Below are 24,050 nucleotides of genomic sequence, written 5' to 3' on the forward strand. Positions count from 1 at the left end.
ACGAAATGTCAATAGAGAAATTAATTATACGAACGGAGTTTATTGAGATGAAAAAAATAATCTACATATTTTTGATTGGTTCGGCTACTATGCTGAGCTGTACAAAGGAACTTAAGATCTATCCTGAAACAGAGAAGGTTGCGCAACGATTTTACCGAAATGAAAAGGAAATCGAAGAAGCGATAAATGCAACCTATGGTTCATTACAGTTTAAAGGAATCTATAACTTGGGCATGCTGGCCATTGGTGAAATCCCCGGTGAGGACGCTTATGATGAAACTCCAGCCAATGATAATGGCGAGTATGGCATGTTGGACAATTTTACCAATATACCACAAAGCGGCCTCATTGAGGCAGTTTGGAGAGATCACTATATGGCTATTCAGAATGCAAATATTGTACTCAACAGAATTAAGGACATTTCGTTCAACAAAGAAGAATTGAAATCAAATAGGATCGGTGAAATGAAGTTTATCCGCGCCTTGCTTTATTTTAATTTGGTACGCTGTTTTGGGGATGTGCCACTTGTGGTTGATGAGATTAAAGATCCACAGGAGCTATTTGGTCAGGGCCGTACAGAAAAGGCAAAGGTTTACGACCAGATAAAAACAGATCTTAAAGAGGCTATTGCTTTGCTGCCAACACGTACAGAGTCCAATAAAGGCCGTGCGACAAAATCGGCTGCGCAAACATTAATGGGGAAAGTCGAACTAACCTTAGGTAATTTTCAGAATGCCAAAACCTTTTTGGATGAAGTGATTAGTCCTGCCTCAGGACAAGGGTTGCTTGATGATATCACACAGGTCTTTCCAGTGGCCAATGAATTAAATAAGGAAATTATTTTTGCTGTTCAGTATGCTTCAGGTGTTAATTCCAACAGCGAAGGGACTGACGCTTATCGGATGTTTAATCCGACTGGACGTGTGGAAGGAAAGATGACTGGAACCAAAGGTCATGGTGTGCTGAGTAGCAAGTTCTATGGTCTATTTACAGATCAGGACAAACGGAAAGGAAGCTATGTCAAAAGCTTAGTTTCAGGTTTAGCCTATAGCAATAAAATTGCCGTTCCGGTTACTGTCGTTGAAGATGCCGGCAGTGATTTTGTTGTCTTGCGTTATGCGGACGTACTGCTGATGCTTGCTGAAATTGAAAATGAGTTGGGCAGTACCACATCAGCCTTGAAGTACCTTGATCAAATCCGGATGCGCGCAGGTATAGGCCCTTATAAAGGAGCGTTGACAAAGCAAGATATTTTTGAGGAAATTGATATGCAGCGTCGCAAAGAACTCGTTTTTGAAGGCCACCGCTGGTTTGATATTATCCGTCGGGGACGTGCTGCGCTAGTTTTGGGATTGACAGACAACAATAAGTTGTTGCTTCCTATTCCTGCAAGTCAGACCGCGACTGACCAGAGTATCGTACAAAACCCAGGTTATACTAAATAATAAAAAAATTGAGGCTTTTAAATCCATGAATATAAATATCAAGCTATTTTATTTCTATATGCTGTTATTTTTTGTACAGCAGTTACCAGCGCAGGAGAGGGCTGCCAGCACTACGAATATCGAGCGGACGACAGCGCAACTACGGAATTCACCCAGCGAAAAAGTTTGGGTCATTGCCCATCGGGGCGATTGGCGCAATGCACCCGAAAACTCTGTTCAGGCAATCAAAAATTGTATTTCAATGGGGGTAGATATGGTGGAGATCGATGTACAACTGACCAAAGACGGAAAGGCAGTATTAATGCACGACTCCACTATTGACCGTACAACTACGGGAAAAGGAAGGGTGGGAGACTGGACGTTGGACGGTTTAAAGAACCTATTTCTCAAAGACGGACTAGGTATAGCCACGTCACATCGTATCCCAACCTTAGAAGAAGCATTGTTAAGCTGCAAAGGGCACATTCTTGTTAATATTGACAAGGGCTTTGAGCTGTTCCCTATCTGTTATGCGACAGCTAAATCTACAGGGACGTTGGATCAGATTGTGCTTAAAGCCAATAAATCGTATGAGGAAATCAAAGAAAAACTGGGTAAAGGTTTTGAAGAGGTAAGTTTCATGCCAATTATTAATATGAACAGTTCCAATGCGAAGGTTTTATTGGATAACCATCTTCGAAATTATAAACCCATCGCGGTAGAGTTCACGATAAACAAGGGCCAGGAGGACGTATTGAAAAGATTTCAAGAATTGCGGGAACAGGGGATCAATGTTTGGGTTAATTCACTCTGGCCCAAGCAGAATGCAGGGCATGATGACGAAATAGCTGTAAATGATCCGTCTATTTATGATTGGTTTCTGGAGAACCATATTAACATGATCCAGACCGACCGTCCGGCACTTTTGATAAAGTATTTAAAGAGCAAAAAACAGAACCCATGAAGATGATTAGAAAACTAGGAATGTTAGCGCTATTCTTCGCATTAGAAGCCCCATTACTGTTGGCACAGCTATCCCCAGTCGAGCATGGAACTTCAGCACAGCAGAAACTTCCGTTTTGGAAAAAAGGGTACATGGATATACATCACATTAATACAGGAGAGGGAAATTGCACCTTTATTATGTTGCCTGATGGAACACGTATCTTATTGGATGCTGGAACAGTGGATAAAAAGGGTTTTGAGAAAAATAATGCGCCATTGAAAGCGATCGGTTCCCGCTACGCATCGACTGATGCCATTCAAGATGCGCTTATAGAGTATATAGAGTGGGCCACTGGGAGTCAGCGAGGTCCACTAGTGTTGGATTATGCTATTATCAGTCATTTCCATAGTGACCACTATGGTGCTGTAATGGATCTGCTGCCCAGACTGGATGTTAAAACTATCATTGACCGCAATTATCCAAATTACGACTTTCCTTTGGATCTAAGAGTTAAATTGAAGAATGATAAGCTATTTCAGCGATATCTCCAATTGGTTGATAGTCGTTTGTATATCATTCAATCTTTGCAAGTTGGAGGCCAAGATCAGATCGTGTTGAAAAAAGATCCTAAAGCTTTTCCAATGGTACATATTCTGAATATCAAAAATAATGCGCAGGTATGGAATCCACAAAGTAATGAAACGACTGAACTTTTTTCAGCTAAAGATATGCTCGACTTCTACAAAGGAGAGTATAATGAAAATCCTTTGAGTATGGCTTTAAAGTTCCGTTATGGCAAGTTTGACTACTATGCTGGTGCTGACAATACCGGTTTGCACGACGACTCAGTACCATCTTGGTTTGACGTAGAAACGTCTATTGCCAAAGCCGTTGGACGAGTAGATGCGATGGTATTGGATCATCATGGAAATCGCGATGCCAACAACGCAAACCTTATAGCGACACTGGATCCGAAAATTGCTATTCAACAAGTCTATAGTTCAGATCAGCCCGGACAAGAAGTTTACTATAGGCTGCGGAATTTGGGGAAGCGAAAAGATAGGTTGTTATTTTCAACCAATATGCATGATGAAATTTTGGTTACTTATGGTCCATGGTTCCAAAAGGGATATCAGTCATTTCGTGGACACGTTATTCTTCGCGTATTTGAAGGTGGCCAAAGTTACAAAGTATATGTATTGGACGAATTCAATCGTGCTATTAAATGGGAAAGCGGACTTCTAACTGCTGATGACTAGAGAACCTTGCCGATTGTATCAGAACCATCGGTACAATTTAGGTAACCAATAAGAATTCATTGATAATTAGGCCACTTTGGATAACCTCAAAGTGGCCTTTCTTTTCGTTGGTGGTATCTCGCATATTGAAAATGGTAAATAATAAAAGGAATATCGATAATTACAAGTATAGATTTACGAATATTAAATTGTAGCAGACGAATATTAGTATTTATACTAAGTTGAGAAACCAGATATTGATATTTGTGTTGTATGTATGGGGTACCATCCGAAGTCATTCTTCTTTGGAAGAATATTAGTATATGATGTTTTCCCTTCTATATTAGCTATTTATGTATAAAATTAATATCATTTGTTTTACTACTTTATTTTCCTTTTTTTCTAGCTACTGTAATGCTCAGACAGAAAATAAGGCAATAGACACAGAAGTACATTCGACCGATAAGGGAGCATTGTTCTTTAACAAAAATAAAACTGACCGTATAACGTTACCATTTGGATATTCAAATATTTCGAAACAAGGAAGTATTGACGCCATTCTGTCTACCATACAGAATGAAAAGAAATTGAAAGAACTCCATGCATTAAACTTTGAAAAAGTAATCAAAAAGGATCTGATATCACTTCCCGAAGAATATGATGTTTTTCTGCCATTTAGTGAGAATGTAAATGATAAATATGATATTATTAAAATTGCATCTAATTTTCTGAGTTATGGAGCGCATTCATTGTACTTTGTAGCTGTATATAATACTGTCCGTTATGCTGAACCGTTTATTGAAAAAGTGTACTTAATTTCAACGAAGGACAGTAAGCCTATTGATATGAAGAGAATATATCTTCATCATGAGGGGGAAATGGGATTTGCGCACTATACGTTATTTAACATCGCTGAAAATTATATAATTTCCATACAGGATTATGAATTTAGCGAAGCCCCCTTAACATTAAGACCTTTACATAAATACCAGATTCTTCCATCTGGGAAATTTTCCAGATACTATGATAATGATGGCTTCTATAAAAATGATGAGGAGCAAGGGATGGTGAAAAACCATCAGAAGGACGGTAAATGGATGGAATTTAAATCAAACCGCCATATTGATTTACAACGGTATTCGGAATTCACAGACCCTTATACCTATCTGGAAGCGGAGTATAAAAATGGTTCTCCTGTTGGAACACGGAAGTTTTATAAATTACTGCAAAAATACAATGAAGAAACAGGAGAACCTATATTAAATACCAGAAAAAAAGGACGATTAATTTATACCGAAATATATAAAGAAGGAATATTGGAAAAACGAGAGTTTCCTTTGTAAGAGGCCAATTTAATAGATGAGCCTTTTCCCTTGATTTCTTTTTCTCTTCTTATACAGTATCTATTGCGGCCATTTTTTTTACCTTTTCAATAAATTCCTTTCTTTCCTCTTCGCCCAGTTCGTATAGAGGTCCTATAAAACAACTTTGTAAAGAAGTTACACCACAGTATTCCAAAATTCCACTTTGCAGCTGAACAAGTCCACTAGATTTGTAAGTTTGCTCATAGATGTCTAAGGATAAATCTCCTGCAGTTGTTATTATTCTCGCGGTCTTTCCTTCCAATAAGCCCTTAGTGACTTCACCTTTAACAGTTTTAAATGTGATTCCTGGTAGAAAAGCCCGATCAAAAAATCCTTTCATAATAGCGGGCATGCCCAGCCACCACAACGGATGTATCCATACCTGATGTTCACTCCATTGTATATCTGCCAAAGCCTTTAATAAATCCGGTTCAAGTTCCATTCGTTGGCGATAACCAAATTGTAAATTGGGATTAAAATCCAACTCACCAATAGCGATATATCTTACCTCTGCACCTGAAGTTAGAGCGGATTCCATATAAGTTTGCGCGATTACGCTATTAAAGCTTTCTTTATATGGATGACCATTAATTACTACAATCTTTTTCATTTTTTTAATTCTGTATTTGTAAATCTTTATCCCCTAAACTAATTTTTGCTAAAATTTGACAACTATTTTGCCTACTGTATGACCCGTTTCAATCTGCATATGTGCCTTTGCTATTTCGTCAAATTCGAACATATGGGATATATGGGGCTTCAGTATACCATTCTCCAATAAAGATGCGATGTAAGACATATCTTGTCCGCATGAATAAACGGACATAAAATAACAAGCATGGAGCTTTTTCTCCTGTGCTTTTAACTCATCTTTTTTGGTATGGCCGGAGGGTAAGGCCACAATTGTTCCGAATGATTTTAGGACTTGTACAGATTTCTGAAAGTTGATACCACCTATTGCATCGAGGACAAAGTCAACAGGCTGCAGTATCTCCTCAAAGTCCATAGTTTTATAATCAATGTATTCATCTGCACCTAATCCTAATACAAAATCTTTGTTTGTTGCCGATCCCGTTGCAATTACGTAGGCACCGGCATGCTTAGCGAGCTGAACAGCAAAATGTCCGACACCACCCGCGGCTGCATGGATAAGAATTCGGTCTGTTGGTCTCAGTTTACCATAGCTATTAAAGGCCTGCCAGGCCGTCAATGCCGCTAATGTGCTGGCGGCCGCTTCAGTGTGGCTTATATTTTGGGGTTTCAGTGCAAGCTGGTCAGCTGGCGCCGCTACATATTCCGCATAAGCACTACCATGCCCAACGAAATTGATCATCCCAAATACTTCATTTCCTATACTGAATTGAGTTACTTCTTTACCTAACTCAGTTATTTCTCCTGAAAGATCCCATCCTAGGATCAAGGGATCGTATTTTACCAGAGCGTCGGCCAGGGGTGCCTGTCGGCTACGTACTTTGACATCGACCGGATTGATGCTGATTGCTTTCACTTTCACCAATACCTCATTGGCTTTTATATCAGGCTTTTCGATTTCTTTGTAGTGTAAATTTTCAATTCCGCCGAACTTTTTCAATACAATTGCTTTCATATGTTCCTATTTGATTGGAACAAAAATAGACCGATAAATGATATTAAAACAGGTACATTTCAAGTCTATTTGGGTATCTTTGCGATCATGGCCAGAGAGAATTTGTATAAGTCATTGGAGGTTTATTATGAAAAAGTGGACTGTTGCCCTTTACGGGATCGTCAGTTCAATTTTTTTGAATTTGTATATGTATTATCAGGTAATGGAATTCATACGATCAATGGTAATTGTCTTGCTTTTGATGCTGGGGATCTTTTTCTGATCACGCCAACAGATTACCACGCGTTTGATCTGCAAAATACCTGCGAATTTATGGTGATCCGATTTGCACCAAATTATGTAAAAACATATGGCGGGCAAAGGGTTGATCATATTGAATGCCTATTACACTATGCATCGCATCTTTCAAGCTCGATTTTGCTTGACAAAGATGACAAACAAACAGTCGCGTCCTTAATGGATGTTATGAAGCGTATGGTTGACCAAGATAATGTATACCAAGAAGATCTGTTAAGGCATTTTGTCAACGGCATTATAGTTATCGCTGCGAGAAATATTTCGGCTATCAAACCGGATAATCTTTCACCCAATGCTGATATTCGCATTTTGAATATTCTGGATTACATACAGGAAAACATACGGTACCCCGACCGCCTGAAAATTGTCGCCATAGCCAAAAAATTCGGCTTAGCTCCAACCTATCTCGGTAACTATTTCCGAAAGCAGTGCAATGAGTCAATACAGCACTATATTTCTTCCTATCGCATTCGCCAGATTGAACATCGCCTACGTTTCAGCGACAGAAGGGTTCATGAGATAGCCGACGAATTTGGGTTTGCAGACGAAAGCCATATCAACAAGTTTTTCAAAAGACATAAAGGTCTAAGCCTTAAAGCTTATCGTACTACCCAAAGTGCTTGAATCACTAGTAAGTATTTGAGAAACAGCCAGATATCATCTTACTGAAATTCGCTGAGCACCTTTTCCATGTACTCTAGACAACCAATAAAGCTACTTTTAGGGAAATTTTTGGATAAATGTAGCTAGAGAATGGTACTTTTATAAAATATGATTTTGAAAGCTATTTCGACAGATTTAATCCAAGCGGTTAAGATTCTTGGGGAAGTTAAAACACATATGCACGAACAAGGGATTGACCAGTGGGATCAGGAATATCCGAATAAAGACACGCTTACAGTGGATATCGAGAGGGGAGAAGGTTTTGTTTATGTAGAACAGGGTAAAGTATTGGCTTATATGGTAATTAACGAACGTTATGATGAAGAATATAATGATTTGAGCTGGGAGACATCAATTCCATTTATTGTTATTCATCGTCTATACGTAAAACCCTCTGCTCAAGGAAAGGGGATCTCAAGTCAAATGATTCGTTATGCAGAACAATATGCTTTAGAAAATCAATACAAATCCATCCGTTTAGATGCTTTTTCGTTGAATAATCAGGCAAATGCTGTATATATAAAAAAGGGATATAAATTTGTAGGTACTGTCACTTTTCGGAAAGGCCTATTTAATTGCTATGAAAAGGCAGTTTTGTAGCGTTTTAATCGTGTGATGAAACGACCCGTGCTCATCTTATCTGAAATCCCATCGATATAACAGTGTTTTATGCTGTGATCGTACTCCCTGGCCTTACAATCGTTCACACTTTGTTTTTCCAGTTGTAGAAAGGCAAAGTATAAGAAACCTTCCAAAATGTATCAATGGTCATGTATGTCAATTTATTTAAGTTAATCCTTGAAATCTACTATGCTAAGCATTTTAATTTCGTAATTTTAGGGGGTGAATATTAAAATCCACTTAAACTTTCTATAAGTTGAAATATGCGTTATTAACATGAGCGAAATTCTAAGAGATCAGTTTCAGAAAATTATTGCTATCCAGCCTGAAGAATTTGATTACATATTAGGTCACTTTACATATAAAAAATTTAAAAAACATCAGTTTTTAGTACAAGATGGCCAACATGTTACTTTTGATTTTTTTTGCTTTCAGGTTGCGTGAAATCTTACTATAGTGATGAAAATGGAAAGATGCATATTTTACTTTTTGCATTAAAAGATTGGTGGATTACCGATTATGAAGCCTATTACTACCAGAAAAATGCGATTGTCAATATTGATTGCCTAGAAGATACCGAAGTACTGTGTCTGAGTAACGATAATAGAGAAAAATTATGTCGTGAGTTCCATCAAATCGAACATTTCTTTAGAAAGAAAACCAATCGTAGGAATGTTGCCTTACAGAATCGGATCCTTTCTTTGCTGAGTAGTAGTGCAAAACAGCGTTATGAAAAATTTCTATTAGAGTATCCATCGCTTGTACAGAAACTACCAAAGCACATCTTAGCATCTTATCTTGGCGTTAGCCGGGAAACCCTTAGCCGACTTTATTCCACAAAATAATTTTGATCTATATCACATTTTTTTTGTGTGGTAGATCCTTCTATAGTGGTAGAAATAGAGTGAATTTTACATTGTAAAATATTAAAAATGTAAACAATGTGGAATGACACAAAACTTACTCGGTTACTAGGCATTGATTTGCCTATTGTTCAAGGACCTTTCGGGGGAAAAATATCATCTACAGATCTTGCTGCTATCGTTTCCAACAGTGGAGGATTAGGCTCTTATGGTTGTCAACCTTTTTATGCAAATGAAATTATTGCAATTTCAGAAGAAATTAGGGAAAAGACCAACAAGCCTTTCAATCTCAATCTTTGGGTAAAAAGTCAGGATGATAGGATTGAGGATTTTAATGAACTTACCCTTCGGGAAGTAATTCAACTATTTAAACCCTATTTTAATGAAGCAGGAATAGAGCCACCCCTGTTTCCATTCCCTGATAGTCCATCTTTTGAGAATCAAATTGAAGCTATTTTCGCAATAAGACCAGCTGTATTTAGTTTCGTTTATGGCATACCCTCAGTAGATATTTTAGAAAAATGCCGCCAATTAAATATCAAAACTGTAGGTGCAGCTACCACACTGGATGAAGCTATTGCGATTGAAAGTTCGGGAATTGATGCCGTAGTCGCTACAGGCTTTGACGCCGGTGGACATCGATTCTCATTTCTAGGTAAAGCTGAGGAAAGTCTCATAGGTACATTTTCCTTGATCCCTCAGATCGCCGATCAAATCAAGATTCCAGTTATAGCTGCAGGTGGTATCGCTGACTCACGAGGCGTAAAAGCCGCTTTGTCACTGGGTGCAGATGCAGTACAGATTGGGACAGCATTTTTGGCTACTCAAGAATCAGGTGCAAGTCAAACATATCGGCAGAAATTATTCTCCATTGAGGCGCGATACACGACACTAACCAAAATATTTACTGGAAGATTATCTCGAGCAATCAAGAACAGATTGACAGAAGAATTGAAGGATTATCAGGAACAATTGGCTCCGTACCCGTTTCAGGGCAAGATCGTGGGAAAACTTGGTGCATATCCCGCAAATACAGAGTCTGATCCCGAATTGAAATCATTTTGGTCAGGACAGGCAGCATCAATCTTAAAGTTCCATCGGGCCAAAGATTTAATTGAAAACATTATTGATGAAATGGCAACATTCGAATAAAAAAGGAAATTATCCAAAATTACCGCATAGGTGCAGATATACCAATCATGACTCCAAAGTCTCCATCACTTTGTATCCAGTTTTTTTCCGGAAGATAGGCCCTGGAAACAAAACCATCTAGGTATAGCGCGTTTTTGCATCCTGATTCTTTGAAAAATTGCGCAAGGTTATAAAAACTGACCTCTCTTTTAGATAAGACAAAGAGGAGATCTCCGTTTTCCAAAATGCCCACACCGTTTCTTATATTCAGATTTCTAGATTTTTTTTGGAAAATTGGATTTATTTTTCCATTCATGAGCAGCATTGGCCCAGATTGAGTAGCATACTCGATTTCCGGACTTTGTCTGAATTTTCGGGTTTCGAGAATTTTCGCCTGATTATTTCTGGTTAGGTAAAATATTCCGTTAGGAGGAAGATAGAAGTTTCCGTTGCCTTTTAGTGTATCAATTGATTTCAGTATTTTGAAATTTTCGATATAAAGACCTTTCGGCGAATTATCGGGCTCAAACATACCGCCATTTATGGCAAACAATAATGTTTCGTTCCTGCCTTCAACATCTTTCTTCAGCCGAGCAATACTTCTCAGGATAGAATGATCTTTGTTTTTCCAATATAATCTTACAGTTCTTTTATGAGGGCTTACCTGATAAATCACAAACTGATCCTCATCTTTTATTTTTTCTTTACAGGATAACGCGCAGAGAAGGAGTGAGAGGATAAAAGTGGTTATAATTTTCATGGGCTTCGCTCTGAACATTCTATTGACTGAATTAAGATTCGAAAGATTATATAACAAAAATAGTACTTTCTATAAATGTTTGATGGGAAATTATTTACCATTTTATCAAAAGAATCTATTAGATATCAAAGCTTTTAAAACAGATTTTCATATTGATAAAGTTCCACTATTTGAAATATAGGTTGTTGCATTGATTAGTACTAATGTTCCAGACTTTGAAGTAAAAGAATGGAAGGCAGAATTTTAATATCCTGCCTTTTATCCCTAAGTTTTTATAAATCCCATTACCGATGATCCAAGCCGACAATTGTTTTAATAGGTATTGAAAAGTTCCAATCAGACCATTGCTGGTCTAGCGAAATAAAACAACAGAGTGAGCTCGATGATGATTTTTCTCGTACGATTGGCTTTAATGAATAGGAAGGTGCGGATTCATTATAGTATATACATCTCTGATTCTAGAAAGCCATCTTTCAATAACCTCAGGAGCTGCACGATCGGCTTTATCAAAAAAGAAATGCTCTTTGACCTGAAATCCACAATAGGTGTAGATACCTTTATCGGATGTCAACAATAATGCCTTATCCATACCGATAGCGTTATACTCTTCATTGGACTTTCCATGGGTATTGAGAATTATCGCTTGTTTTCCAGTTAATAGTCCTTTTTGTATACCCTTATCATAACGATAGGCAAATCCATAGCTAAATACCCTGTCAATGTATCCTTTCATAATAGCCGGCATACCGGTCCACCAGATTGGGTAGATAAAGGTGAGTATATCTGCCCAAGAAATATATTCCTGTTCTTTTTTAATAAGTTCATTGACAATGCCTTTTCGCTGTCCTGTCATATCTTCCAGAGACAGCACAGGGTCAAATCCGAGCGTGTAAAGATCTCTGACGATTACATCCTGTTTTTGTTGTTCTAGAATTTTTTCAATAGCTTGTTTAAACTGACCATTCAGACTTTCCTGATTTGGATGGGCATAAATAATAAGATGTTTCATAGTGTTACTTTATTTGATTGAACAGTACAAATTTAAAATCGGGCAAATCAAGAAAATTGTAAGAAAACGAAAATAGCTATTTGTTGGTAGCCTGACAGATATCCTGCTGGAACTTTAGGTAGTTCTTAGGCGAAAGATTAATATAATGTTTAAAGTCGTGAATAAGCTGGCTTTGATCATAATAGCCGCATTGATCGATAATTTCAAACCAGTTTATCTTTTCATCGGAAAAATCTATCTGTTGAATCAATTCAATCGCTTTAAAGAAACGACGATAACGGATGATCTCCTTGGCACTGAAACCAAAGTGCTTTTTATGTATCAATTGAATGTTTCTTTCACTTTGCCGCGCTTTTTCAGCAATTGACTTTATTGGATTTATTGTATCTGATCTGAAATTAGCTAATAGATTAGAAGTTACATTTTGAAAGTTGAGATAAGGCCGGCAGAAATTGAGAATATGAGCCACCTTTTCCTTTACACCATCTATACTATTCAATTGTGCCCATAGACGAGTAAAGCAATTTTCTTCTATTGCTTCATCGGGATGAATAGGCAAATGATTAGATAAAAATGCTTAGCCAAAAAAACGGTAGAATGAATCATCTTTGAAATTGATAACCAATATGTTGGAGTTTAGAGGGATACCGTATTCTAATGCGGACTTAATAGGTCCCAAAACAATACATTTTCCAACTTTAATTTTCGTTTTTTGCTTGGAAACCAAAAATGCAGGCGCTCCGAAATTAAAAACCATGATGGTTTGGAAAGATGGTAAAAGAGTTTTGATTATAGTTGTTTCAGTCCTATTTTCCGCAAAATAAAAATGAGAGAATACAGTTTCAAACTCTTGAGGAGAGGGAATTCTGTAATCATAATATGTTAGTTTACTGGATTTCATTTTTATAGTTTACAATTTAAGAAAAACATTAATAAGCTCGTAATAAGATTATTTCTTTATTGCGATTGTTCTGGTTTACAACACTAAAACATTGTTTTTTTGGTGATAAACTATTTGAAAAATGTTAATTTAGTAAGGTGTATAGACGAAAATTATGATGTTCTTAATAAACTTATGTGTGAAACTGAACAATACGAAAAGGAAAAGTTAACGATTGATTTGATCTGGGCGAATAAAATTAGTTTACTGCTACTAATTCCTATTCTCCTCGTATTTGGCCTACCATATTATTTGCTATGGAAATCCGAGATAAACTTGAAAAGTATATTCGAAAATTTACAGCTTTTGGATAGCCTTTACATTTTTGGTATTGTCTTTTTTGGAATTGTTGTTCACGAATTAATACATGGAATTTCTTGGTCGATTTTTGCAAAAAATGGTTTCAGATCCATAAAATTTGGTATCCTATGGAAAATGTTTACGCCATACTGTCATTGTAATGAGCCTTTGAAAGTGAGGGAGTATATCATTGGAGCCATTGCACCAGCAATCCTATTGGGTATTGTTCCTGCTATTATTGCAATTTTCACGGGCAGTTTTGGTTTATTGATCTTTGGTATGTTTTTCACAATGGCGGCAAGCGGAGATTTTCTGATTATAAATATAATTCGAGTAGAAAAGAGCAATGATTTGGTCCAGGATCATCCTTCGGAAGCAGGATGCTACATTTTTAGAAAAATAGGGGAGTAACTGTAAATAGTTCAGACGTATGAAATCGGCGATTATAATATTAAAACATGTTTTCATATTGATGCTGTTGATTTCCTGTGGGAGAAATCAATCTAAAAGTACGTCAAACGATGAAGATATCAATTTAGCTAAAATTGATTCTACAGGGATCGATGGTCTAATACCTAACCCTAAGTCTCTCAGGAAACAAGGTGTGCAAAAATATATGGATACATTGCATATTCCGTCAAAATATGTAATAGTGATTCCGTTGGAAATTAATAAGAAAAAGGTATACATTCGATTGTTACTCGCTAGATCCGAAGATTTGTTACGAGGGGAAAATTATACTATTGAGGAAATAGAAGAGGGTACAGATAACTTTTTACCGAAGTCTGCTTACCGATGTATTGAAGAAACTATTGAGCTTCAGCATTGGCAAACTATAAATAACGGTTCATATTATTATACCTATGTCTTTTTCCCCATGAATTAACCAAATATCCTTATGTTTTAAGTGATCAAGATTAGATAAGTCAGGGACAGCTGCTATTGAGACTATCGCAGCGAATTTTTCAGGGGCTAAGCTCAATAAATTTTGAGCCGTCGAAGCCAAGCGGAAGGGAAACCGACAGATAATCCGTATATTGAATCAATTACATGAAGCTTTTACGATGAATGTCAGAACGTAAGCAGATTCCATTCTCTGGAAGAAGTCAAACAGAGAATGGAGGATTTGAGTGGTTATTATAACACTGTAAGACCATATCATTATTTCGGATGTTAGAACCCACGAAAATGTTGATGAAAATCAAAATGCTAAAAATTAACCGAGGAAGTGTAGTAGTTGAACTCGACGGATCTCTGCTGAAAATATCGGGCGAAGCTATGCTGCCTAAATCGACAACAAAATTATCGGTATATGTTCTTTACAAAGATTCATTGAAGTGGCTCGGTAATGATATCCACCCAACTTTGAACGAGGAGGAACTCATTGCATTTATAGAAAAGGAGTTTTTAAATAGAAAATTGAGTTTAATCATTGAATAGATCTGAAAATAGAATAAGCATGCAAAAGCTGTTTACACTACTGTTGATAACAGTGTTTTTTTTCTTGGGCTGCGACAGCAAAACGGAAAAGAAAACTACAAAAATACCTCTAATAACAAAAAGCATTGGAGATGATGACGCCCTTATAGAAAAAGACAAAGAAATTTTCAATTATGATCTAGACTTATTGGCACAGCTCCCTCTACGGGATCTTCCGATAATAGACAGTACTACTTTCGACAATGTTGAAAAATCTGGAGTATATGACACTGGTTTTCTGAAACGGATAAAGTTTGATCCCGGATGTAACGATGCAACAGATTTCAGGTTAAAATACAAAATACCTTTCTCTGAAGGTTTTACTTCCATTGTGGTTAGCCATCAGTGCGGTGAACACGAGCTCTTCGCAACATTGATTACAGTAGATAAAAAATACAAAATCATCGATAAACTTCAAATTGCTTATGACGAAATTGCAGAATCTGCATTTGGTAAAAGGAGCCAAGTTGAAAAAGAAAAAATAGTCATAACAAGTACAAATTGGATGAATGAAGAGCCCATTTTTGAAACAGAAACATATGTTTTACAAAACAATGGCAAGTTTAAAAAAATGTAACTGCAATATATGAATATGATAATAGTATTTTACAAGAAAACATGCAAGGGTGATCTAGACTTTTTTAAAAGATGATAAAATTGGAGCAATACTACCCTGGGGATGAAGAATGGACGGCATTTTCCACGCTGTATAGGTCTATGCCCCAGTTAGTGGGATTAACGGAATTGAAAAATAGATTTCTTGACGAGTGTTTAGCCTATGTTATAGTGGAATAATTGGGGATACGGCATTAGCATGGGTTGAAAGAAAAATACCAGCTTTGGATCATCTTCGTCCAGTAGATTGTGTTGGAAATATTGGGCTGGAAAAAAGATTAAAAACAATGTTGATGAGAATGGGTTAGTAACATTAGGTATTTGAACACATCTTGACAAAAGTACAGTTAGCTAACGTAACATTAGTTAATTAGAATGCATTTCCAAGGAAAGACTATCTTAACAATCGTCCAGTTGACATGCAACAAGAATAGAAAGATCTTATGCAATGAATTTTAGAAAAGATGGGACTCATGTTATTTGAACCAAGTGGTTTCACTACTTTCTATTCCAATTTATTTCATTCATATAGCAATCCAATATTCTGTAAACTTTTATAGTATCATCTTCTGATATATATCTTTTTGCGTCTTCTAAGGAGTCAAATTCTACATACATATCGTAGTCATCTTTCGAAAATAACTGAAACTCAATTGTGTAAGTGCCTTTTTCTATTCGAAGGGTGTCAGTCTTTTTTTTATTATCAGCGATAAGTAATTGCGTATTGGCTTCCAAGAGTTCAAAATTACCATCTAATACAGAATAATACCTTTTTAGGAGGTTTGCAATTTCCGTCAGATAAAATGTGTTAAGCTCCTGGCCATATTTATGGTATTGAGAGAATTCATTTTTAAAACATTTTGTATCAGAATTTTCCTCTATGGTGTCATATATTTCATCTAATCTTTTATTGTACCTTTTTATATTTTCGTTTTCGAGCTCTAGATTATCAATGTAATAGTTGTTTATTTTTGCCCAAATTGGGGTAGATACAATTGCTTCAAACCAAATATCAATCATTATATCATCTTTATGAGCCTCATAATGCATTTCATAAGCAATTTGGCGTTCTTCAAAATCCGAGAAACCATGTTTTTTTTGCAAGAAAGAAAAAATAAGTTTGATGCTTTCAATAATATCTGTGTAAAAATTAGCTTCTTCCATGGGTTTATATTTTTCACTAAACTAGGATATAATCACGATATATTTTTAGATTTCTTGCGGGACTTATGATTGATGCAAACGGGTAATGAGAGAAAAATAGTGAATTATCAGATTCTAAGCAATTTTATTTCTGATGTAATAATGTGGGAATTGAAGTACGATATGGACAACCATTTACAGAGATTTATGGACAGTTATATGTTATTTGATTTTTAGTTATGTTTACATTATGTCAATAACCAGTTAAAACAGTCTAAGAGCTATAAACAAAAAATAAACTTTACATATTTAAATGCTTTATCCTTATTTTTAATTCAATATATTATTTACAGCTATGAATAAGTATACAATTTTTGGAATATGGAACTTAACTTCTGTTGCAATACTAATTGCATTTGCCTCATGTAATAGTTCTAATGAAGACAAAGCTGATCGCCTCAATAATGATGGAAAAACCGAGGAAGCAATCAAACATTATCAACTTGCCATCGAAGAGGGTAATTTAGAAGCAATCAGCAAACTCGCATTATTGTACAGTAATACCCACCAACCCGAAAAAGCTAAAAAATACTATATAATGGCATCGGAGAAAGGGGATAAAAAAGCAACAGAAACTCTTGCTAACTTCAGCCTAAGAGATGGATCTTACAATGATGTGATAACCTATCTTAAACCAATGTTGGAAGCCGGGGACACTACACAGGTTTACGCACTAGGAAGTGCCTATGTAAAATTGAAACAATATAACAAGGCAGTCCAAGTCTTGCTAAAAAATAAGGACAATGTCTATGTTAAGGCTATATTGGGCGAAGCCTATTATGAGCTTGGCGATCTAGAAAACGCCGAAAAACACTGGAAATCTGCCGTATACAACCATAAATCAGGGGGGATTAACTCTTACAACAAACTCTTAGAACTCTACCGCGAACAAGGTAGAGAAGCAGATTATAAAGAGCTTGAAGGGGCGTACTGATTAAAGATAACAAAGGGAAACGATTCGGCTAAAGTATGAGGGATCGCCGTACTTACGTGAAAGTGAATTTAGCCAAATACAATGTTTAGAAAGCTCCAGATTCGCTACTATTAGTAATAAGATCAGTTCTTTCCACTGTATATTGCAAAAAAACTACCTTTATGAGTATTATTCAGTCAATAGTTTTTACATAATTAAACATGAAGTTTTCAATTAGATGCATAGCGTTAGTATTCTTTTTCTCATTTTTTAATATGGAGAGTAGTTTTAGTCAACAATTGAATTCTAAGAAAAGCAAATTAGCCCTAGATAGTCTTGATCGAAAAATCACACAGTGGCAGAAAGATTTGAATATACCCAATGTTGCCATTAGCATTATTGAAAACAATAAGGTTATCGATACAAAGGTATATGGAAGCTTAAGTAACGGAGATCCCGCTCCACATAATATGGTATTTGACGTAGCTTCTCTAACAAAGGTAATTTTTTCGACCCTTGTACTAAAATTGGTCGATCAGGGAAAATGGAAATTGGATGAACCGCTTGCTGATTATTTTATTGATCCTGAGGTAGCATCAGACCCTTATTCCAAAAAAATTAACACGCGTGATATTTTAAGTCACCAATCTGGCTTTGACAACTGGCGTTGGATGAACTCGACTGGGAAATTGAAGTTTAATTTTGAACCGGGAACGAAATTTAATTATTCAGGAGAGGGGATGGAATATCTACGGTCTGCTATTGAAAAGAAGTTTAACAAACCTTTGTCGACATTAGCAGATTCCCTTCTTTTCAGACCCTTGGGTATGGCTGATACAAAACATCAATGGGATGGTAGAGCGAATTTTGAGCGATATGCCAAAATGTATGACGCCGATGGCGTAGAAATTAGGAAAACGGATTATTCTATTCAAACCAGTGCAGCAGTAGGCTTAACGACTACTATTGATGATCTATCAAAATTTGCAATTGAAGTTTTACAGGGCGCACATTTATCGAAGCCCCTGTATAATGAAATGGTAAGGATACAATCAGTAATTAACCCAAACCTTAAACAAGGCTTAGGCTGGCGTGTAATTAATGATTTACCGAATAAAGAATATGCCCTTCAGCATGGTGGTAATGATCCTGGGGTAGCAGCGATTATTGTTTTATTACCAAAATCAAAAAGAGGCGTTATCGTTCTGACTAACGCTGATAATGGGCTAATCATGTGCAATAATATTGTTCGGTCCACTTTTCCAGAAGGAGCTGAAATTATACATAAAGCCTTCAAGAGTACTAAATTAGATGAGGTTCCATCTACAATTCAATTATCAGACAGTATTTTAAAAAACTATGAAGGGCATTATAAAAGAGAAGATGGTGCTGATGTGATTGTAACTTTAAAACAACATGGGTTGGTGCTTAGGATGGCAGGGATACCACTACTCAACTTACTACCGCAAACTAGCGAGCGATTTTTCTTGATGGATCTAGATGCCAAGGTATTCTTCTCAAAAAATAATGATGGCTCTGTAGATTCTGTTTCCATTCAAGATGGAGGTAATATTATAAAATGTATGAAGGTATCTCATTAAGTTAATCTTATTTCTAATAAAGTGATTGCTTAAATAGCTGAATTTAACACATATTGCTTTAAATTTATTGATTGTCGTAAATTGGAATTTACGAACAATATAGAATTTGTCGTTCAATCGATAAAGAGGTATTACTATTTTAGCGTAGCCTAGTTAGATATCATTAGATTAGGTCTATTTCTCTAAAAATCGTTTAGACAAAAAATGATAGCTATATCTATATACAGGACGGAAGCTGAAATAACGTTCAATATATCCGTTTTGGGGAGAGAAAAATCAAGAATGGTACCTTCTTAAGGTAAGCTAAAATGGCCCTTCTTTCGAAGAGCTATTTGTATAACAGTGGAATAATATGATTATGAATTCCATTTATAATAGTTAAAAATATGATTATGTGTTTAATTTCGAATAAACGACAGAATCTATAAATTGTCCGTTATAAAATTCACTCTCCTTAAAATATCCCTCTTTTATAAATCCACATTTTTCCAATACTTTACAAGATGCTAAATTTACCGGATCAACTACTGCTTCAATCGAATGGAGTTTCATTCCCTTAAAGCCATACTTGACTACCTCAGCGATAGCTTCAGTGACATAACCCTTTCCCTGGAAGTTTGGAAGTAACATATAGCCAATTTCTGCCCTATAGTGCTCAGGTTTAATATGATAATAACCTATAGTTCCAATCATTTTAGGATTATCTTTTAATGTGATCATCCAATTAATCATTTCATTAGCAGCAATTTTTTCATCTGTCAGTTTGAGAAAATCTGCTATTTCATCTCGTGTAGTGGCTACAGGTCGAGGTATATATTTCATAATTTCTTTGTCTGAACGCAATCTAAATAGATCGTTTATGTCATTTAAATCTGCTCGTCTGAGTGTCAACCTTTCTGTTTCCAACTTCGGAAACGTTGAGAAATCTATATCTAACATTTTAGTTTATATTTATATCAGGTAAAATATTGCCTTGTTTTCAAATAAATTTGATCCCATTGTCTGCAATGGTTTTGAAGTTACTAAATAAACCAAATTGATAAAGAAAAAAATATCTAACTCTTTAAATAAAATTTCCAATATGAACTCAAGCAATTAAAGACTAATCTTATCAAAAAATAAGTTGCAGGAATTAGAAATTGAGTTGAAAAAATGTGACTTTGCACTAAAGGGGTTTTGTATTCAAATTTTGCATTCAAATAAAGTGGTGATGTGTCATACAAATAAAGTAAATTAGTAGAGGTGTAATCAGGAAGATTTTTAATCGTTGAATAATCATAAAATACAAGCAACGATTGGCGCACCAGGAAAATTTAATGAAAAGAAAATGCATAATCATGGGAGTTTCATCACTGATTGATAGGTAGTGTGGTTTTCTTGACAGGATATAAGGTGAACTCGAAAAGTAAGCCAAAACCAAACAAGATGAATAGAATTAATAAAAATTTTTACCGTTACCTAATATTCATTTTAATTGTAGTCCCAATGGGTGTATTCTCTCAAAGTGTTAAAAATAGAAACAATTATACTTATCAGGTTAGAGAAGAAAAGGGGGACTTAAATCACGATGGTAAAATAGACAAAATAACTGTGAAAATGGATACTGTTGATGAAACAAGGCCGTTGAGGTTACAAATTTTCCTGTCTCAGCCTAATGGAAAGCTAACTTTGGCGGTATCGTCCGATAAAATCATCGAACCGCAATTTCCTACTGACAACCATGGCAAATTTAATGGCTTTCAAATTCCGAATTTCTTTATAGAAAAAGGAGTTTTAGAAATGTGGAGTGAAATTAAGGGAGGAAACATTACTTACCATTTCAAATATAACAAGGGCAATTTTGAATTGATTTATGTTGATAAGCTCACAAGCGACACAACCAAGGGCTATATTGACGAAAACACCATATTCACAGAAACAAAATTTAACCTTATTACGGGGGTTCGAACCGAATCCGATGAAAAATTAGGTTCAGTCGAAGCACCGAAAGTAAGGAAAACAAGAGTTTTAATACGACCTTTACCCAAAATACAGGATTTTAAATTTTCCGATAAAGACCGATATTAATGATAGCCGATTGAATATTGCATTTGGAGATGATTGTGCGGTCAATCTGAACAAAATTGAAAAAAAAGTAACGAAGATAAAATAAAAGGAATTGCTACTAGAATGACAATATAAAGACGTAAATTCGTGTTTCACCAATAATAAATTTAAGAATATGATATATTTAGGAATTCTAATCTTTTTCGGACTTATTACCTTATTTGCTTCCTTTTATACAGTAAAACAAGAATCTGCAGCTGTGGTAGAAAGGTTAGGTAAATTTTTAAAAGTAAGCCACGCCGGTTTGCATTTAAAAATTCCGTTTTTTGATCAAATCTCTAGACGCCTGAATCTTAGAATAAAGCAATTGGATGTCATCATCGACACCAAAACGTTGGATAATGTTTTCGTAAAGATGAAAGTTTCTGTTCAGTATCAGGTGATCAGAGAGAATGTAAGAGACGCTTATTATCGTCTGGAAAATCCAGAAAATCAGATTACGTCTTATGTTTTTGATGTTGTACGTGCTGAAGTTCCAAAAACAAAATTGGATGACGTCTTTGTAAGAAAAGATGATATTGCCATTGCCGTAAAAAGTGAATTGCAGGAAGCGATGCAAAGTTATGGTTACGATATTATCAAAGCTTTAGTGACAGATATCGATCCTGATGAACAAGTAAAACACGCCATGAACAGAATCAACGCTGCCGAACGTGAAAAAACTGCTGCAGAATATGAATCCGAAGCCCAAAGAATCCGAATTGTTGCTGTTGCAAAAGCTGAAGCAGAATCTAAAAAGCTTCAAGGACAAGGTATTGCAGACCAGAGAAGAGAGATTGCAAGAGGATTGGAAGAGTCTGTGAAAATGCTCAATGCAGCTAATATCAACGCTCAGGAAGCTTCTGCTTTAATCGTGGTTACTCAACATTATGACACACTGAATGCTATTGGAGCCAACAGCAGAAGCAATTTGGTTTTACTTCCGAACTCGCCGACGGCTGCAAGCTCCATGCTAAATGATCTGGTCGTCTCCATGGCAGCAACACAAAAAATAGATGAATACAATAAAGATCAATCACCTGAACTTCCCAAAAATAGAGGTCATCAGGAATAGAAACTTAAAGGAGCTGTATCCGTTTGTTGTCTCCTTTCGTTGTCATTATTGATTCGTAGATTTAGGTTCATCTCGCCAAATTCTTTTATCAATTTGGCGAACATTCTCTTCCTTTTTTAAGATAGGTAGGTAATAATAATAGCCCATTATTATTGGGGTTTCCTGTAAATTCGGCTATGTGTATCGCATTGCGATAATTCAACATTGATTTTTTAGTGGCATCATCCATGCCAATCATGGAAACAGAAACGGCATTGTTTTGCTGTTGGAGTCCTTGCCAACTTCCCACAATTGGGGCAGTAATTAAAGAAAATTTCTGAAACATGATCACGTATTATACGCGCTACCGTATCCCCATTAAATTTCTCTAGGCCATTATTCAATAAACTTAAAGCATTTTCGTCTTTGGTTAGCCATCCAGCTTTAAAGTAGACTCTTTTTATTTTATCAATATCGTCATTTTGATCTATCTTTAAAAGTGAATGCGCATGTTTATATGCAAGCTTTTCTTTTGGAGACATCAAATGTAGATAATGGTTTATGATGTAATCTTGTTTTTCTTTTTCCATAACTACAATGTCTGAGTTTTCTTTTTCCGATTTGAAAAGATACGATTGATAATTGTCATTACCGTTGTCCATACCCAAATGATCAATGAGTAAAATAATACAGCCAATGATGCTCCACCTTCGAAATTTGAGGGATCTATATAGAGAAAAATATTAAGCATAAGGCTAATCGATACAATAAATATCAGTAGAATTTTTTCCCTCTTTCCACCAACTAAAATGTGATAGGTGATATAAGAAAATAGCAGCACGTATAATGCATATACTTTTGTGAACTCATGATCAATAGGAAACATAGTGGATATTATTTAGTTTTTCTTGACCAATTCTAATTTACCCGATCTTTCCCAAAAGCCATTTTCATCGAGAATTTTTAAATAGCTGGTTGTTGGTTCGTTAGCATGATAATATTGATACAGTTGATCGGTTAATGCTGTGAGAAAGTCAAAAAAAACCGAAAAGTCTTCTTTAGAGTTGTAAAAACTGCCCCATTCGCCCAAAACCCAACGGAATATTTTGCTATCATCAGTTTTAATTGAAATTACAAGATTGGGCATATTTACGTCGGTTTGTTTGTAATAATCGTACTTTTTCCCTCCGAGCGATGATATACTTCGCACCGGAATATTGATAGCGCTTATATTGGAAAATAAGACTGAACCGAAGCATACACTAGTAAACCCTTCCTTATTTAGTGTAACGCTGTCTGTCGACTGTCTTTCGGACGCTGTTCTAAACAACTTATAAATAGCAATTAACATTAATGGAAGGAAGATCAACAGCAGCTGGGTCGGAAAATAGGGTTCCGAAGGTATAAGTAAAGTGGTGCATGTTAAAGTAAACATCAGTAATGTTGTAAAAAACCAAATCAGAATGGCTGAGGTTTTACGACTGTTATTAAAGCGAAATCGATAGGTCTTCATTTTAATAGATACTTTTTTTTGTAAACTTCAAATTTTTCATAATTTCTCTAATATAGTTGTTCGCCCACCAGATTTGAAAGTCGGACTTGTTCGTCCGCAACTAGAATGGAGTCCCTATCAACCTTAGACAAGCTTTCCAAGTCTGTAAAGGATTTTGATTTTGAAAGATTCCTACTTGAAATGAAGTCTTTATTAGATTAAATCCAAATTACTATTTTTTTCAGTTTTATTATTCAATTAACACTGCAAGATATATATAAATCTATCTCAATAAAACTTTTCCTTGTAAGGTGTTGTTCCCTATCTAGTTATCAAATGGTAAAAGGAAGAGGGTGTCAATTAACAGATAAGAAAGGCTGATGAAATCAGAAGAAATTTACCAAAATAATGTTTAAATCAATTTAAAGAGGAATTGGTGTGTAGCT

Annotated in this window: 27 protein-coding genes; 17 read left to right on the top strand and 10 right to left on the bottom strand. The window is 35.8% G+C overall.

Features of this window, described 5'->3' with window-relative positions:
- Positions 1–47: 47 nt before the first annotated feature.
- The 4 genes from M2408_RS02985 (at position 48) to M2408_RS03000 (ending at position 4,951) form a co-directional block, all read left to right on the top strand.
- Positions 48–1,445: a RagB/SusD family nutrient uptake outer membrane protein gene (locus tag M2408_RS02985; RefSeq protein WP_259179113.1), complete on the top strand. Its 1,398-nt coding sequence runs from the start codon at positions 48–50 to the stop codon at positions 1,443–1,445.
- 25 nt (positions 1,446–1,470) lie between these two features.
- Positions 1,471–2,388 carry a glycerophosphodiester phosphodiesterase family protein gene (locus M2408_RS02990; protein WP_259179117.1) on the top strand — a complete coding sequence of 306 codons (918 nt, stop codon included), beginning with the start codon at positions 1,471–1,473 and terminating at the stop codon, positions 2,386–2,388.
- 2 nt (positions 2,389–2,390) lie between these two features.
- Positions 2,391–3,629: a ComEC/Rec2 family competence protein gene (locus M2408_RS02995; protein WP_259179118.1), complete on the top strand. Its 1,239-nt coding sequence runs from the start codon at positions 2,391–2,393 to the stop codon at positions 3,627–3,629.
- A 332-nt stretch (positions 3,630–3,961) separates the two neighbouring features.
- Positions 3,962–4,951: a hypothetical protein gene (locus tag M2408_RS03000; protein WP_259179120.1), complete on the top strand. Its 990-nt coding sequence runs from the start codon at positions 3,962–3,964 to the stop codon at positions 4,949–4,951.
- A 49-nt stretch (positions 4,952–5,000) separates the two neighbouring features.
- Here M2408_RS03000 and M2408_RS03005 read toward each other — a convergent pair whose 3' ends face one another.
- Positions 5,001–5,582 (bottom strand): NAD(P)H-dependent oxidoreductase, encoded by a 582-nt coding sequence (locus M2408_RS03005; RefSeq protein WP_259179121.1) that lies wholly within the window; start codon positions 5,580–5,582, stop codon positions 5,001–5,003.
- A 48-nt stretch (positions 5,583–5,630) separates the two neighbouring features.
- A complete protein-coding gene (locus M2408_RS03010) occupies positions 5,631–6,578 on the bottom strand; it encodes an NADP-dependent oxidoreductase (RefSeq protein ID WP_259179122.1) in 948 nt (315 codons plus the stop codon).
- Between M2408_RS03010 and M2408_RS03015 the strand changes: the two genes are divergently transcribed.
- From M2408_RS03015 to M2408_RS03030, 4 genes are all read left to right on the top strand, one after another.
- Complete coding sequence (locus tag M2408_RS03015; RefSeq protein WP_259179123.1) at positions 6,579–7,499, top strand: AraC family transcriptional regulator; 921 nt, start codon at positions 6,579–6,581, stop codon at positions 7,497–7,499.
- A gap of 147 nt (positions 7,500–7,646) precedes the next feature.
- Positions 7,647–8,138 (top strand): GNAT family N-acetyltransferase, encoded by a 492-nt coding sequence (locus M2408_RS03020; RefSeq protein WP_259179125.1) that lies wholly within the window; start codon positions 7,647–7,649, stop codon positions 8,136–8,138.
- Between the two features lie 494 nt (positions 8,139–8,632).
- Positions 8,633–9,004, top strand: coding sequence for a Crp/Fnr family transcriptional regulator (locus M2408_RS03025; protein WP_259179126.1), 372 nt, complete (start codon positions 8,633–8,635; stop codon positions 9,002–9,004).
- Positions 9,005–9,100: 96 nt separating this feature from the next.
- Positions 9,101–10,174: a nitronate monooxygenase family protein gene (locus M2408_RS03030; protein WP_259179132.1), complete on the top strand. Its 1,074-nt coding sequence runs from the start codon at positions 9,101–9,103 to the stop codon at positions 10,172–10,174.
- A gap of 19 nt (positions 10,175–10,193) precedes the next feature.
- Here M2408_RS03030 and M2408_RS03035 read toward each other — a convergent pair whose 3' ends face one another.
- The 4 genes from M2408_RS03035 to M2408_RS03050 all read right to left on the bottom strand — a co-directional run bounded on the left by M2408_RS03035 (position 10,194) and on the right by M2408_RS03050 (position 12,823).
- Positions 10,194–10,913 carry a phosphodiester glycosidase family protein gene (locus M2408_RS03035; RefSeq protein ID WP_259179133.1) on the bottom strand — a complete coding sequence of 240 codons (720 nt, stop codon included), beginning with the start codon at positions 10,911–10,913 and terminating at the stop codon, positions 10,194–10,196.
- Between the two features lie 409 nt (positions 10,914–11,322).
- Positions 11,323–11,922, bottom strand: a complete 600-nt coding sequence (locus M2408_RS03040; protein ID WP_259179135.1) for an NAD(P)H-dependent oxidoreductase — start codon at positions 11,920–11,922, stop codon at positions 11,323–11,325.
- Between the two features lie 76 nt (positions 11,923–11,998).
- Entirely contained in the window at positions 11,999–12,481 is a 483-nt protein-coding gene (locus M2408_RS03045) for a helix-turn-helix domain-containing protein (RefSeq protein ID WP_259179137.1), read from the bottom strand.
- Positions 12,482–12,499: 18 nt separating this feature from the next.
- Entirely contained in the window at positions 12,500–12,823 is a 324-nt protein-coding gene (locus M2408_RS03050) for a hypothetical protein (protein ID WP_259179140.1), read from the bottom strand.
- Positions 12,824–12,937: 114 nt separating this feature from the next.
- Here M2408_RS03050 and M2408_RS03055 point away from each other — a divergent pair, with 114 nt between their 5' ends.
- The 5 genes from M2408_RS03055 to M2408_RS03075 all read left to right on the top strand — a co-directional run bounded on the left by M2408_RS03055 (position 12,938) and on the right by M2408_RS03075 (position 15,436).
- Positions 12,938–13,573, top strand: a complete 636-nt coding sequence (locus tag M2408_RS03055) for a DUF3267 domain-containing protein (protein ID WP_259179142.1) — start codon at positions 12,938–12,940, stop codon at positions 13,571–13,573.
- Between the two features lie 19 nt (positions 13,574–13,592).
- Positions 13,593–14,048: a hypothetical protein gene (locus M2408_RS03060; RefSeq protein ID WP_259179146.1), complete on the top strand. Its 456-nt coding sequence runs from the start codon at positions 13,593–13,595 to the stop codon at positions 14,046–14,048.
- A gap of 308 nt (positions 14,049–14,356) precedes the next feature.
- A complete protein-coding gene (locus tag M2408_RS03065; RefSeq protein ID WP_259179147.1) occupies positions 14,357–14,602 on the top strand; it encodes a hypothetical protein in 246 nt (81 codons plus the stop codon).
- Entirely contained in the window at positions 14,595–15,218 is a 624-nt protein-coding gene (locus M2408_RS03070) for a hypothetical protein (protein WP_259179148.1), read from the top strand. The genes M2408_RS03065 and M2408_RS03070 overlap by 8 nt, the downstream gene beginning before the upstream one ends.
- 71 nt (positions 15,219–15,289) lie before the next feature.
- A complete protein-coding gene (locus M2408_RS03075) occupies positions 15,290–15,436 on the top strand; it encodes a hypothetical protein (protein WP_259179149.1) in 147 nt (48 codons plus the stop codon).
- Positions 15,437–15,754: 318 nt separating this feature from the next.
- Here M2408_RS03075 and M2408_RS03080 read toward each other — a convergent pair whose 3' ends face one another.
- On the bottom strand, positions 15,755–16,420 hold the full coding sequence (locus tag M2408_RS03080) for a hypothetical protein (protein WP_259179152.1): 666 nt from the start codon (positions 16,418–16,420) through the stop codon (positions 15,755–15,757).
- Positions 16,421–16,754: 334 nt separating this feature from the next.
- Between M2408_RS03080 and M2408_RS03085 the strand changes: the two genes are divergently transcribed.
- A complete protein-coding gene (locus M2408_RS03085) occupies positions 16,755–17,393 on the top strand; it encodes a lipopolysaccharide assembly protein LapB (protein WP_259179154.1) in 639 nt (212 codons plus the stop codon).
- 200 nt (positions 17,394–17,593) lie between these two features.
- Positions 17,594–18,973, top strand: coding sequence for a beta-lactamase family protein (locus tag M2408_RS03090; RefSeq protein ID WP_259179155.1), 1,380 nt, complete (start codon positions 17,594–17,596; stop codon positions 18,971–18,973).
- 390 nt (positions 18,974–19,363) lie between these two features.
- On the opposite strand, the gene M2408_RS03095 is transcribed toward M2408_RS03090, so the two are convergent.
- Positions 19,364–19,912 carry a GNAT family N-acetyltransferase gene (locus tag M2408_RS03095; protein ID WP_259179158.1) on the bottom strand — a complete coding sequence of 183 codons (549 nt, stop codon included), beginning with the start codon at positions 19,910–19,912 and terminating at the stop codon, positions 19,364–19,366.
- A gap of 486 nt (positions 19,913–20,398) precedes the next feature.
- Between M2408_RS03095 and M2408_RS03100 the strand changes: the two genes are divergently transcribed.
- Together M2408_RS03100 and M2408_RS03105 are read left to right on the top strand one after the other, a co-directional pair.
- Positions 20,399–21,040, top strand: a complete 642-nt coding sequence (locus tag M2408_RS03100; RefSeq protein ID WP_259179159.1) for a hypothetical protein — start codon at positions 20,399–20,401, stop codon at positions 21,038–21,040.
- A gap of 154 nt (positions 21,041–21,194) precedes the next feature.
- Complete coding sequence (locus M2408_RS03105; RefSeq protein ID WP_223585317.1) at positions 21,195–22,133, top strand: SPFH domain-containing protein; 939 nt, start codon at positions 21,195–21,197, stop codon at positions 22,131–22,133.
- A gap of 221 nt (positions 22,134–22,354) precedes the next feature.
- Here the strand turns inward: M2408_RS03105 and M2408_RS03110 are convergent, their stop codons facing one another.
- Both M2408_RS03110 and M2408_RS03115 read right to left on the bottom strand, forming a co-directional pair.
- Positions 22,355–22,702 carry a hypothetical protein gene (locus tag M2408_RS03110; RefSeq protein ID WP_259179162.1) on the bottom strand — a complete coding sequence of 116 codons (348 nt, stop codon included), beginning with the start codon at positions 22,700–22,702 and terminating at the stop codon, positions 22,355–22,357.
- A 308-nt stretch (positions 22,703–23,010) separates the two neighbouring features.
- Positions 23,011–23,547: a hypothetical protein gene (locus tag M2408_RS03115; RefSeq protein ID WP_259179163.1), complete on the bottom strand. Its 537-nt coding sequence runs from the start codon at positions 23,545–23,547 to the stop codon at positions 23,011–23,013.
- Positions 23,548–24,050 lie beyond the last annotated feature (503 nt).

It is taken from the genome of Sphingobacterium sp. BIGb0165 (genome assembly GCF_024810095.1).
In the GTDB taxonomy this organism is placed as follows: domain Bacteria; phylum Bacteroidota; class Bacteroidia; order Sphingobacteriales; family Sphingobacteriaceae; genus Sphingobacterium; species Sphingobacterium detergens.